The sequence below is a fragment of the Microbispora sp. NPDC049633 genome (genome assembly GCF_040675265.1).
Taxonomy (GTDB): Bacteria; Actinomycetota; Actinomycetes; order Streptosporangiales; family Streptosporangiaceae; genus Microbispora; species Microbispora maris.
This window is the reverse complement of the sequence record NZ_JBFAOO010000210.1, coordinates 1-12,491: the sequence shown is the minus strand read 5'-3', so window position 1 is coordinate 12,491 and position 12,491 is coordinate 1. Positions and strand designations below refer to the sequence as shown.

Below are 12,491 nucleotides of genomic sequence, written 5' to 3'. Positions count from 1 at the left end.
GCACGGCGCGCAGCGGCTCCACGTCCCAGCCGGGGTGGACGTCCAGCGTCACGTGCCCGTAGCCGGCGCACACGTGCCGGTTCACCCGGGCGACCATGCTCTCCAGCGAGCGGTCCGCCGTCAGCCTGACGGTCGCGATCAGCGACGTACGGCTGCCGCCGAGCGCGTGGGCGAGCGGGACGCCGTTCATGCGCCCCCACAGGTCCCAGCAGGCCATGTCGCCGGCCGCGCCGCCGGGGTTGTCCCCCAGCTCCGAGGGGTGCTCCCAGTCGAGGCCGACGAGCGCGGGCAGGGCCCGCTCCAGCGGGCCGGCCTCGCCGGGATCGACGGCCTCGCCCCAGCCGACCATGCCGCCGTAGTCCGTGATCTTTACCAGAAGGGTCTCCGGACGCCTGCCGTACGGCAGGGTCATCCTGAAGACCTCCAGTTCCCGGACACGCGGCACTCGGATCCCCTCAATTCTTTCCCCGGGATTCCCGCCTGCGGCCGGGCCGGACACGGCGCCCGCGGAATTTCCGGGATTCCCTAGACCTCCATGGTGCCCGCTTCGCGGCGGTGCTCGAAACGGCCGCCGACGAGTCCGGCCGTGCCCGCCATGACGACGAGCAGGCCCAGGCACGTCAGGTAGACCCACGGCAGGCCTCCGTATGCGGCGAGCAGCGCGCCGGTCAGCGAGACGGCGACGACCGAGAAGACCGACTCGCCGACGCTCAGCGACGCGCTGTTGCGGCCCTCCTCCCCCGGCGCCGACAGCTCCAGGACCAGCACCGACAGCGTCGGGAAGACCATGCCGATGCCCAGCCCGGCCACCACCCAGCCCGCGAACACGACGGGGACGGGCACAGTGGGGATGACGGCGGACGCGGTGACGCAGATCCCGGCGGCGATCAGCGTCGCGCCGAGACGGATGGTCAGCGCCCGCGCGTGCGGCCGGCGGCCCTGAATCCATGAACCGAGGGACCAGGCGAGCGCCCCGCCGGTGAGCGCGAGACCGGCCTCGGCCGCGTTCAGCCCCCGCTCCTGCACCAGCATCAGCGGCACGAACACCTCGGCGGCGAAGAACGACCCGGCGGCCAGGCCGCGCAGCGCGACCACGGTGGGCAGGCCCCGGGCGGCGCGCAGCGTCCCCGGGGGCAGCAGCCTCGGCAGCGTCAGCGCGAGCACCGCCAGCCCGGCCACGACCAGGGGGATGCCCGCACCGGCCGCGCCGCTGCCGTACTGCAGCAGGGCCGCGCCGACCGCGGCGCACACGCCCCAGGCGAAGCGGGGCAGGAAGGCCCGGCCCATCGCCTCCCTCGGCTGCCCGCCCGTCGCGGGCAGGCCGCGCCACATGATCAGCGCGGCGGGGACCGCCAGCACCGCGACGCCCAGGAAGATCCAGCGCCAGTTCCAGGTCTCCGCCACGAACCCGGTGACCGCCGGGCCGACCACGGACGGCAGCACCCAGGCCGCCGCCAGCGCCGAGAACACCCGCGGGTGCATGGCCGAGGGATACGCCTGGGCGACGAGGACGTACAGCGCCACGTTGAACAGGCCGCCCCCGAGCCCCTGGAGGAACCGGCCGACGAGGAATACCTCCATGGTGGGCGCGAACCCGGAGACCGCCAGCCCGGCGACGAAGCCCGCCACTCCCGTCCACAGGGCGGGGAACGGCCCCCGCGCGTCACCCCAGCGTCCGCCGAGCACGGTGGCGATCACGGTGGCGGCCATGCCGCCGCTGAACGCGAGGCCGTACAGGTGGTAGCCGTTCAGCTCGCGGCCGATCAGCGGCATCGCGGTGGCCACCGCGAGATACTCGAACGCCACGAGCATCACCAGGGCCACGATTCCGACGCTCAGGGCCCGATATCGCTGGCTGAAGACGGTTGGGGCGGTCATTACCGAAGTCATGATACGGACATTACAAATCACCGTCCGGGCACGGAAATGCGACCTTGGTCGTAGGACCGGCGCTCGATCGCGGCGGCCATGAGACCGGGAAAGGCGTCCGGTGTGCAGGCGAAGGCCGGCACGCCCATCGCGGCCAGCGCCGCCGCGTTGTCGTGGTCGTACTGCGGCGCCCCCTCGTCCGACAGCGCGAGCAGCACGATCACCTGGACACCGGCGGCGGTCAGCGCGCCGATCCTGCGCAGCGTCTCCTCCCGCGACCCGCCCTCATACAAGTCGCTGACCAGCAGGAATATGGTGTCCGCCGACCGGGTGATCAGCTGCTGGCAGTAGGCCACGGCCCGGTTGATGTCGGTGCCGCCGCCGAGCTGGGTGCCGAACAGCACCTCGACGGGATCGCGCAGCCGGTCGGTGAGGTCGGCGACGGCCGTGTCGAAGGCCACGAGCGAGGTCTTCAGCGAACGCATCGAGGCGAGCACCGCGGCGAATACCCCCGCGTACACCACCGAGGCGGCCATCGAGCCACTCTGGTCGACGGCCAGCACGACCTCCCGCTGCACGGCCCGCTGCCCTCGGGCGTACCCGACCAGCCGGGATGGCACGACGGTCTTCCGTTCGGGCAGGTAGTTGCGCAGGTTGGCCCGGATCGTCCGGTCCCAGTCGACGTCGGCCGCCCTCCTCGGCCGGCGGGTCCTGGCCGAGCGGTCGAGCGCGCCCCCGACGGCCGCCAGCGTGCGCCGCGTCAGCCGTTCCTCCAGCTCCCGCACGACCGTGCGGACGACCGCTCTGGCCGACTCGCGGGCCCGCTCCGGCATGAGCCGGCCCAGTGACAGCAGCGTGCCCACCAGGTGCACGTCGGGCTCGACGGCCTCCAGCATCTCGGGCTCCAGCAGCAGCCGGGTCAGGTCGAGCCGCTCGATGGCGTCCTTCTGCATTACCCGCACGACGCCGGCGGGGAAGTACTCCCTGATGTCCCCCAGCCATCGGGCCACCCTCGGCGCGGACACCCCGAGGCCGGCGCCGCGCCGATCCTGCTCGTCGTAGAGGGCCGCGAGGGCGGCGTCCATGCGGGCGTCCGCTCCTTCGAGCGTCCCCTCCGCCGCGCCGCCGAGCACCAGCCGCCAGCGGCGCAGCCGCTCGTCCTCGCCGTCCATCAGGGCCTCCCTCCCGTCTCGCGCCCCAGGATCTCCCGCACGGTCCGTACGGCTCCCGCCGCCAGCCCTTCGTCCACGTCCGCCCCCGCCTCGCCGCCCGGTTCCGGGGAGCGGAGCGCGGAGCCGGAGCGGACACGGCGGCCGATCATCCGCCGCTCGGGCGCCGGGAACGCCCCGAACGTGCGCCGCAGCAGCGGCAGCGCGTCCGCGAACTCCTGGGAGGACAGGCCGGTCAGCCAGGCGTCCACGGCGGCGAGCAGGCGCGGATCGTGGACGAGCAGCAGGCCGCCCCCGGACAGGAAGCCCTCGATCCACGCCGCCGAGCGTGCCGGAGGGTTGCCCGGCGACATCGACCGGGCCATGCGCGCGGCCACGTCGTCCTCCAGCGCGTCGGCGTCGAACAGGATCCGCACGACGCGTCCGTCGAGCAGCCCCGGCAGGTCGTCGCGGCGGGCGACCGCGGCCAGCGTCGTGAGCCACCGCCCGCCCCCTGCCGGCCCGGCCGCCCCCGTCGGCCCGGCGTCGCCCATCAACCCGCTGGCCGCGTGCACCCCGTCGACGAGCGCCGCCATCGCACGGGCCGCGTCCTCGTCCAGGCCCGAAAGGGCGGGGGACAGCCCGGCGCAGATCCGGGCGAGCATCGACTCGGTGACGTCCGCGAGGCCCTCGGTGCCTCGCACGTCGCCGTACCGGCGGGCCCGCACGAGCGCGGGGAGCGCCGCCATGAGGTGACGCACCTCGCCGTCGAGCGCCGCCCGGTCCTCGATCCGCGCCAGGACGTACGGCAGCGCGCCGGGGAGGTGGGCCGGCAGGCAGCGCTCGACCAGCGCGGCCAGTTCGGGCAGACCGGCGCCGTCCGCGAGGTCGCGGACGCGGGCCGTCGCCGCCGCCTCGACCGTGATCCCCCACACGGCGGCCTCGATGAGCGCGACGTCGAGCTCCGGCCGCCACTCCAGCGACCAGGACTCCTTGAACGTCCCCTTGCTCCGGGCCCGCCGGGGCGTCCCCCAGGGCACGTCGAGCAGGGCGAGCCGGTGCAGCAGCCGGCTTCGGCCGAGGTCGAGCGGCCTGCGCAGGTCCAGGTCGTGCTCCCCGGTGAGGGTCTCCGGCTTCATGCGCAGCCGCCGTTGCTCGTCGCGCAGGTCACGCCGCAACGGCACCATCGGCGTGGCCTCCGGCACCCGCCCGAGCCGCTCCCCCACGACCATCCGCCGCTGGACCAGCTCGACCTTCGGCTCGTCGCCGTCGCACAGGACCGCCCTGACCGCCTCGGTGACCTCCGACAGCCCGGCGAGCGGCCTGCCGCGCAGCGCCGCCAGCCCCTCGGCCAGCCGTACGGCCTCGATGACGTGCGCGGAGGAGACGGGCAGGTCCTCCTCGCGCAGGATCGCGGCGGCCCGGGCGAGCCAGCGCTCCACCGGCCGGTCGGGCGCCGTGAACAGGTGCTCGTACCACCCGGGTGCGGCGACACCCGCGCCGTAGCCCGCGCCCGCGGCGAGCCGTCCGTGGGTCCACGGCACCCACGTCATCTCGACCCTGACCTTGGGCAGGCCGCGCAGCAGCCGCTCGTCCTCAGCGGCGGAGGGCGGGCGGCCGGACCCGCCCGGCGCCCCCTCGGGCACCGTCGCGCCGGGCCCTCGGGCGCGGCGGCCCGTCGCGGTGAGCACGGGCAAGGCCTGCGCGGGCGAGGTGAGCACGGGCGGAGTCTGCGCGGACGGGGTGAGCACGGGCAGGGTGAGCACGGGCAGGGTGAGCGCGGGCAGGTGCCAGGCCCCGCAGACCACCGCGATGCGGGCGTAACCCTCCCGCGCCGCCTTCCGCAGCGTCCTGCGCATGTACGCCTCGCGCCGGGCCTCGACGCCCTCCGCGACGTGCCCGTCGCGCACGGCCCGCATCGCCTCGGCGACCACGTCCAGCGTCCCGGCCTCACCCCGATGCTCGACCAGGTCCTCCCACCACCGCTCCGGGTCGTCGTACCCCGCCGCGCGAGCCAGTTCGCCGACGGGGTCGCGGCGTACGGGGTCTGCGTCCAGCGCGAGAGCGTGGGCGGCGGGCAGGTCGCAGAACCGCGCCTCGACGCCCGCCCCGGCCGCGTAGGCGAGCGCCTGCCATTCCGGCGAGAACTGCGCGAACGGCCAGAACGCGGCCCGCGCAGGCTCTCCCGGCACGTACGCCAGGAGCGCGACCGGCGGGCGCATGCCCGGGTCGGCGGCGAGCCCGACGAGGTCGTCGGCCTCGGGCGGGCCCTCGACGAGCACCAGATCGGGCCGGATCCGGTGCAGCTCGTCCCGCACCGCCCTGGCCGATCCCGGCCCGTGGTGCCGCACCCCCAGGATCCACACCTCCGGCACGCCCCGGTCCCCGCTCGCGCCCCCACGACCTCGGCGGGTCCCGTGGCGCCCGGCGGATACCGGACCGAGGCCCGCACCACTCCCCAGGTCACCCGGACCACCGCCGCTCGCGGTGCCGTCGCGGTCGCCCCCGTCTCGCGGGCCGGACGAGGCGCCGGCGGCGATCTCAGCCGGCATCGCGGCAGGCCCGGTAGAAGTCGTGCCAGTCGTCGCGGCCCCGGACGACGGTCTCCAGGTACTCCTGCCACACCACGCGATCGGACACCGGGTCCTGGACCACCGCACCGACGATGCCCCCGGCGACGTCGGCCGGGCGCAGCACGCCGTCCCCGAAGTGGGCGGCGAGCACGATCCCGCTGGTGACGACCGAGATCGCCTCCGCCGTGCTGAGCGTGCCGCTGGGCGACTTGACCTTGGTCCGCCCGTCGGCGGTCACCCCCGCCCGCAGCTCCCGGAAGACCGTCACCACCCGGCGGATCTCCTCCAGCCCGGTCACGGTCTCCGGCAGCTCCAGGGAACGGCCGAGCTGCGCCACGCGCCGGGCCACGATGTCGACCTCCTCCTCGGTGGTGGCCGGGACCGGCAGCACGACGGTGTTGAACCGCCTGCGCAGCGCGCTCGACAGGTCGTTGACCCCGCGGTCGCGGTCGTTGGCGGTGGCGATGACGTTGAAGCCCTTGGCCGCCTGCACCTCCTCACCCAGCTCCGGGATCGGCAGCGTCTTCTCCGACAACACGGTGATCAGGGCGTCCTGCACGTCGGACGGCATGCGGGTGAGCTCCTCGACCCGCGCCAGCCGTCCCTCCGCCATCGCACGCATGACCGGGCTCGGCGTCAGCGCCTGACGGGACGGGCCCTCCGACAGCAGCCGCGCGTAGTTCCATCCGTAGCGGACGGCCTCCTCCGCCGTGCCCGCCGTGCCCTGCACCAGCAGGGTCGAATCGCCGCTGATCGCCGCCGCGAGGTGCTCGGACAACCAGGTCTTGGCAGTGCCCGGCACGCCGAGGAGCAGCAGCGCCCTGTCGGTGGCGAGCGTCGCCACCGCGACCTCGACGATCCTGCGTGGTCCGACGTACTTGGGCGTGATCTGACCGCCGTCCCCCAGCACGTAGGCCGTCACCGCCCAGGGCGACAGCCGCCAGCCCGGCGGGCGCGGCCGGTCGTCGGTCTTCGCGAGAACGGCCAGTTCGTCGGCGAACTGATCCTCCGCGTGCGGACGCAGAACGCTGGTCATGCGAGCTCCTCCAGCATGTCGAAGCGGAACCGCAGGATCGCGGCCAGTTCGGGGACCTCCGCCACCCGCGTGTGCATCGCGGGGTCGAACCGCTCGCCGGCCAGCCGGATCAGCTCGCCGGCGTTCCACGGCTGCGTCCGCGTGGTCTCGACGATCTTCTTGAGCACGGCCATCGCCAGCCGGGGCCCCCACGGTCGCGGCACGCCGCCCAGCATCATGACCATCTGACCGTCCACGGGATGGCCCGCCACCAGGTCGGCCGCCCGCTGGGACCGCTCCTCCGGCGGGAGCACGGCCAGCAGGTCCGTCAGCGGCTCGGCCTCGAACAGGGCGCGGGCCCACGTCGTGTCCCGCTGCAGGATCGCGGCCCGGGTCCAGCCCATGCGGACCTCCCGCTCCCACTCGCCGATCCGGGCCCCGGCGATCTCGTCCGGCGGCATGCCGAGATGAACCGGCCAGAACGACAGCGGCGTGTGCGCCACCACCTGCTGCAGCCACCAGCCCCGCGTCTCCATGCCGGCGGGCGGCCGCACCCGGACGCCGTCGCGCTCCATCGCGGCGTCGCATGCCGCCGGCGCCTCCGCCCGCAGCCGGGCGCCCTGCCCGGTCACGAACCGGCGCGCCCGCGCGGTCATGCGGCGGGCCAGCCGCGACTGCGGCAGGCGGGTGAGGAGGTCGGCGGCGGCCTGCCGCACCTCGCGGCGCCGGTCGTCCAGCACCGCCTCCAGGAACGGCTCGTCGGCCATGCCGAGCCCGTCGGCCAGGATCGTCACGAAGACGGCCCGGTCCTCGGGCGTCTCCGCGCCCCAGCCCCGTGCCAGCAGTTCCCTGGCCGCGGCGGGGTCGCGGCGGCGTAGCACGGCCAGGAAGGCCCGCCTGTCCCCGCTCGTGCCGAGCTCCCACACCTCGTCCGGAGGAACGTGCGCGGGCTCGGCCAGCAGGTACGCCCAGGCGGGGTTGAGAGTGGCGAGCCAACGGCCCCGGGATCCGGTGACCGCCCCCAGGCAAGCGCGGATCGACCGGTCCCGCGCTCCGAGGTCGAGCAGCCCGGGGATCAGCTCGGCCGGGACCCGAACCCGCCGCGCGGCGGCCGTCTCCAGCCACTCGGTGAGCAGTCTGCCCTGCTCACCGCCGAGCATCCGGGTCAGCCGTTTCGCGGCGGCGCCGGACACGGGCGGCAACGTCTCCACCGGCGCGGGGGGCGGCGGGCTGCCCCTGCCCGGCCGCCGCCCCGCGCGCGTCCTCACCACCTGCTCGGCCGCCTCCTCCAGCAGGCTCTCCGCCGGGACGGCACGGCGGTCCGCGCCCACCAGCGCGGTGGACACCAGCTCCTCCCACGAACCGGTCACCGGGCGGCCCTCCTCCGCGTGGCGCCCCTCTTCGCCGGATGCCGTACGCCGAGGCCGGCCGCAACGAGCACGCCCAAGCCCCGCACGGCGACGACCGGGCACAGCACGAGCACGGCCAGGCGCGGCACAAGCGCGGCCAGGCGGAGCGCGGCGACAGCCGGGCATGGCACGAACACGGGCATGGGCGGAACCGGTGTCATAACCGCACCACCCCGCCCTCCTCGTCCCATGCGGTGAGCGGGAGCACCCCGCGCGGCGTCCACTCGGCGGCGACCGTGACCGGCCGCCCGCCGGAGACGGCCAGCAGCCGCCACGGGACGCCCGCGGACGGATGCGGGGGCAGCGCGTTCCCCTCCTCGTCGGCGAGGCCGTCCAGGCAGGGGACGACGTCGGCGAGCACCAGCGGCCACGAATCGGTCCAGGGATCGGCCGCCAGCACCTCAGCGATCAGTGCGGGCACCCGGGAGAGCTTCGTCCCCGGCGGCGGTCCCGCCTCGACGAGGCCGTGTTGCTCGGCCACGAGAGCCCGCAACGGCGAGGCTCCCGGGTAGAACGCCAGGTCGGCGTCGATCGTCGTGCCCGGCGCGAGTGACGCGTCCGGCGACTGCCCGGCCGGCGCGAACGACAGCACCATCGCCGCACGGCCCGTCGTGCGGCCGGCCAGCCATACGCGCCGCGCGACCAGCCGCTCCTGCTCCTCGTCCCGCCCGCCGACGACGTCCCAGTGGTCCCGTACGGCGGCGGTGGCGAGCACGGACTCCCTGGTGACGGGGAAGCCGACCCGCGCACGCACGGTCTGCCGCAGCGGCTCGGGCAACGTGGCGGCGCGGCGGTAGGCGACCGCGAGCAGGTGGAGCAGTGCGTACTCCCCCAGGAGAAGGCCGGGCCAGTCTTCCGCGTGCAGCACCCGGGAGAGCCGGGCAACGGTCCCCGCCACGCCGGGCGCCTGCGCGTCGATCAACCGTTTGGCGAGGTCGTCCCAGTCCGCGCGGCCCGTCTGGCGGGCCTGCGCGATTCCCTGCGCGACCTGGTCGGCCAGCCACCGCTCCAGCTCCGACAGGCCCGCCGCGACCCTGGCCTCCCGCTGCTCGGCCTGCGCGCGCCTGGCCGCCGCCCGGCCACCCGCGTCGGCGATGGCACGGTCGCGACCCGGCTCGGCGTCGCCGGTGCCCCGGGTCGCGGCCTGGCCCCACCGTTTCGTCACCCGCCGCACAGTAGCCACGCGCTCCGACAAAAACGCGCGCCGGCGAACGCGTTCGGCGGCACCGGGCCCGGCGGCGGACGGCCGGCGCCACGGCCGGAAACCCGGCGAAGGAGTTGTCGGTGCCGTGTGGCAGGGTCGCGGCCATGAGCGAGATTCCCGAGGCGAACTACTCGAAGAAGTGGGACGGCGATTCCCGGCCGGTCCTTCCCCTCGTCGGCGACGAGCGGGAGATACTGACGGCCTTCCTCGAATGGCACCGCGCGACGTTCGCGCTCAAGTGTTCGGGCATCCCCAAGGAGCGTCTGTCGGAGAAGGGGGTGCCGCCGTCGGGGCTCAGCCTCCACGGAATCCTCCGGCACCTCGGGGGTGTCGAGCGGTGGTGGTTCCGCATCCAGTTCGCCGGTGAGGACGTCCCTCTCCTCTACTACTCCGACGACGACCCCGACCAGGACTTCGGGGATCTGGACGGGGACGTCGACGAGGCGTTCGCCGTGTGGCAGGCGGAGTGCGAGCGCTCCCGCGAGATCGTGGCCGCCGCCCGCTCGCTGGACCAGACCGGCGTGCACCGCGCCACCGGGCAGCCCGTTTCGCTGCGCCGGATCCTGGTCGCCATGATCGCCGAGTACGCGCGCCACAACGGGCACGCCGACCTGCTCCGCGAGCGGATCGACGGCGCCACCGGCCAATGAGGACACGAGCCGGACGGGCCCCGGCCCGCTCCCCCGGCGTGCGTGACGCCGGTGCGCGACCGCTGCGTCCGGCGCCCGTCGCGCTCGGACGGTGCAACGGGTTCTCGCCCTCGATGGAACGAGGGCTCACGTCGTCGCACCTGATGTAACCGGCGGGGTGCCGATGCCGCCGTCATGGTTCTGTCGGGGCTGCGTGCCATACTCACCTGCGTGGTTGCACGTACGCCGCGAAAGGTGCTGATCGGGCGTTCTGTCGAGCTCGATCAGCTCGCGGGCGTGCTCGGAGCCGCCGCGGCCGGGCTCGCGGGGGTCGCCCTGGTGGGCGGCGACGCGGGGATCGGCAAGACCCGGATCGTCACCGAGCTGTGCGACCTCGCGCAGCGGCAGGGGTTCGTGACGCTCGTCGGCCAGTGCGCCGAGCTCGGCGACGCCCTGCCGTACCTGCCGCTGGCCGACGCCCTGCGCGGCGCCGCGGCCGATCCCGGCGGGCCGGTCGCTCCGGCCGTCACGGCCCGTCCCGCGTTGCGGCGGCTGCTGCCCGGCGACGAGGCGGAACCGGCGGAGGCCACCACCGGCGGGCTCGCCCAGCAGCGCCTGTTCGGATCGGTGCTCGACATGCTGTCGGAGGTGGCCGGGCGGCAGCCGGTCCTGTTCGTGTTCGAGGACCTGCACTGGGCCGATCGCTCCACCCGCGACCTGCTCGTCTTCCTCACCCGCATGCTGCAGCGCGAGCGGGTCTGCCTCGTCGGCACCTACCGTACGGACGACCTGCACCGGCGTCACCCGCTGCGCCCGGTCCTGGCCGAGCTGCGCCGCCTGCCGCTGGTCACCTCCGTCGAGCTGCCGCCGCTGGGCGACGACGACATGGCGGAGTATCTCGCCGTCCTCGACCGGTACGGCGAGGCCGCCGCGGAACCGATGGCGGCACACGGCCTGACGACCGTGATCGAGCGTGCCGGGGGCAACCCGTTCTTCGCGGAGGAACTGCTGGCGGCGGGCGCGGAACGGGCCCGGCTGCCCGGGACGCTCGCCGACCTGCTCCTGGCCCGGGTGGAGACCCTGTCGGACACCGCCCGCCAAGTGCTGCGCGTGGCCGCGGTGGCCGGTCGCCGCGTCGGCCACGACCTGCTGCGCGACGCGACCGGGCTGGGCGACCTGCCGCTGGAGGAGGCGCTGCGCGAGATCGTCTCGCGGCGGCTGCTCACGGCGGGCAGCGACGGGTACGCGTTCCGGCACGCGCTCCTGCAGGAGGCCGTCTACGACGACCTGCTGCCGGGCGAGCGGACCCGGCTGCACACCACGTTCGCCGCGCTGCTCGCCGAGCGCGGCGGTTCCCCCGCCGAGCTGGCCCATCACCATCTCGCCGGGCACGACCTGCCGGGCGCGCTGCGGGCGTCGGTGGAGGCCGGCCGGCTTGCCGCCGGGCTCGGCGCGCCGGCGGAGGCGCACCGGCACTTCGAACGGGCGCTTGAGATCTGGGACCAGGTGCCGGAGGCCGAACGGCTGGCCGGGGAGAGCCGGGCGAGGATCGCGCTGGCCAGCGCCGCGGCGGCGGCCGCGGGCGGCGACTACCATCGGGCGGCCGAGCAGTTGCGGCGGCTGCGGCGGGAGGCGAGCGACCCGGTTCTGATCGCCGAGGCCGGCGAACGCCTGTCCTACTACCTCGCCGACGCGGGCGGTGACGAGGCCGAGGCGATCGCCGTCGCCCGGGAGGCGGTCGACGTCGCGCCGCACGGCCCGCTGCCGGCCAGGGCCCTGGCCACCTACGCCCGCGCGCTCTACCGGGAGTACCGCTTCGACGAGGCGGCCGCGACCGCGTCCAGGGCGCTGGAGGTCGCGCAGGCCACCGGCGCCCGCGACGCGGAGGCCAGCGCCCTCGTCTCACTCGCCCTGGTCGAGGAGGAGGCGGCGAGCGGCGTCGAGCACGCCGTCGACCTGCTCACCCGCGCCACCCGCCGGCCCTCGGGCGACCTGTCGATCGACCTGCGGGCGCACTTCAACCTCGCCCGCATCCACTACGAGAACGGCGCCCTCGCGGTGGCAGCCCGCATCACCGAGGAGGGCGTACGGCTGGCCGGGGAGACCGGGCTCACCTGGAGCACCTACGGCACGGACCTGAGCTTCCTGCACTACCTCGTGCACTACGCGGACGGCGACTGGGACACCGCCGAACGGCTGGCCGGAGGGTTCGGCGTCCGGGTCGGCACCCTGGCGGAGGCCCGGCTGTCGTCGTTCGCCCTCTTCGTGGAGGTGGGCCGGGGACGCCCGGGCGCCGACGAGAGGCTGCGGTGGCTGACCCGGTTCTGGTCCGACGAACTGGTCGGCTACATGACGCGCGGCATGGCGGCCGAGCAGGCCCTGTGGCGCGGCGACCCTCAGGCCGCGCTCGACCACGCCGGCGCGGTCATCGCCACGCTCGAGCCGTTCGACCCCGGGGTGATCCGCATCGCGGCCACCGGCCTGTGGGCGCTGGCCGACCTCGGCCGGACCGGCGAGCCCTGCGACGACCTGCTGCGCCGGGCGCGATGGGCGGCGGAGAACGGGCCGAACGGCCCGCGCGCCCGGCTGGGACCGGAGGGCGGCGCCTGGCTGGCGCGGGCGGAGGCCGAGTGGCACCGCGCCC

9 protein-coding genes and 1 pseudogene are annotated in these 12,491 nt (G+C 75.3%); 2 read left to right on the top strand and 8 right to left on the bottom strand.

Annotation, left to right across the window (positions count from 1 at the left end; all coding sequences use genetic code 11):
- The 8 genes and pseudogenes from AB0J39_RS33450 to AB0J39_RS33415 all read right to left on the bottom strand — a co-directional run.
- Positions 1 to 445 (bottom strand): annotated as a pseudogene (locus AB0J39_RS33450) (O-succinylbenzoate-CoA synthase); the annotation flags it as partial.
- An 80-nt stretch (positions 446 to 525) separates the two neighbouring features.
- Positions 526 to 1,878, bottom strand: a complete 1,353-nt coding sequence (locus tag AB0J39_RS33445) for an MFS transporter (RefSeq protein WP_363472084.1) — start codon at positions 1,876 to 1,878, stop codon at positions 526 to 528.
- Between the two features lie 29 nt (positions 1,879 to 1,907).
- Complete coding sequence (locus AB0J39_RS33440; RefSeq protein WP_363472082.1) at positions 1,908 to 3,041, bottom strand: VWA domain-containing protein; 1,134 nt, start codon at positions 3,039 to 3,041, stop codon at positions 1,908 to 1,910.
- On the bottom strand, positions 3,041 to 5,392 hold the full coding sequence (locus AB0J39_RS33435) for a DUF5682 family protein (protein ID WP_363472081.1): 2,352 nt from the start codon (positions 5,390 to 5,392) through the stop codon (positions 3,041 to 3,043). The genes AB0J39_RS33440 and AB0J39_RS33435 overlap by 1 nt, the downstream gene beginning before the upstream one ends.
- Positions 5,393 to 5,558: 166 nt before the next feature.
- On the bottom strand, positions 5,559 to 6,626 hold the full coding sequence (locus tag AB0J39_RS33430) for an AAA family ATPase (RefSeq protein WP_363472079.1): 1,068 nt from the start codon (positions 6,624 to 6,626) through the stop codon (positions 5,559 to 5,561).
- Entirely contained in the window at positions 6,623 to 7,975 is a 1,353-nt protein-coding gene (locus tag AB0J39_RS33425; protein ID WP_363472077.1) for a DUF5691 domain-containing protein, read from the bottom strand. Before AB0J39_RS33425 ends, AB0J39_RS33430 begins: the two co-directional genes overlap by 4 nt.
- Positions 7,972 to 8,175 carry a hypothetical protein gene (locus AB0J39_RS33420; RefSeq protein WP_363472075.1) on the bottom strand — a complete coding sequence of 68 codons (204 nt, stop codon included), beginning with the start codon at positions 8,173 to 8,175 and terminating at the stop codon, positions 7,972 to 7,974. Before AB0J39_RS33420 ends, AB0J39_RS33425 begins: the two co-directional genes overlap by 4 nt.
- Positions 8,172 to 9,179 carry an SWIM zinc finger family protein gene (locus AB0J39_RS33415; protein WP_363472073.1) on the bottom strand — a complete coding sequence of 336 codons (1,008 nt, stop codon included), beginning with the start codon at positions 9,177 to 9,179 and terminating at the stop codon, positions 8,172 to 8,174. The genes AB0J39_RS33420 and AB0J39_RS33415 overlap by 4 nt, the downstream gene beginning before the upstream one ends.
- A gap of 143 nt (positions 9,180 to 9,322) precedes the next feature.
- Here AB0J39_RS33415 and AB0J39_RS33410 point away from each other — a divergent pair, with 143 nt between their 5' ends.
- Together AB0J39_RS33410 and AB0J39_RS33405 are read left to right on the top strand one after the other, a co-directional pair.
- Positions 9,323 to 9,868 (top strand): DinB family protein, encoded by a 546-nt coding sequence (locus AB0J39_RS33410; protein ID WP_363472071.1) that lies wholly within the window; start codon positions 9,323 to 9,325, stop codon positions 9,866 to 9,868.
- Positions 9,869 to 10,078: 210 nt separating this feature from the next.
- The coding region (locus AB0J39_RS33405) for an AAA family ATPase (RefSeq protein ID WP_363472070.1) at positions 10,079 to 12,491 on the top strand (2,413 nt) is incomplete at its 3' end.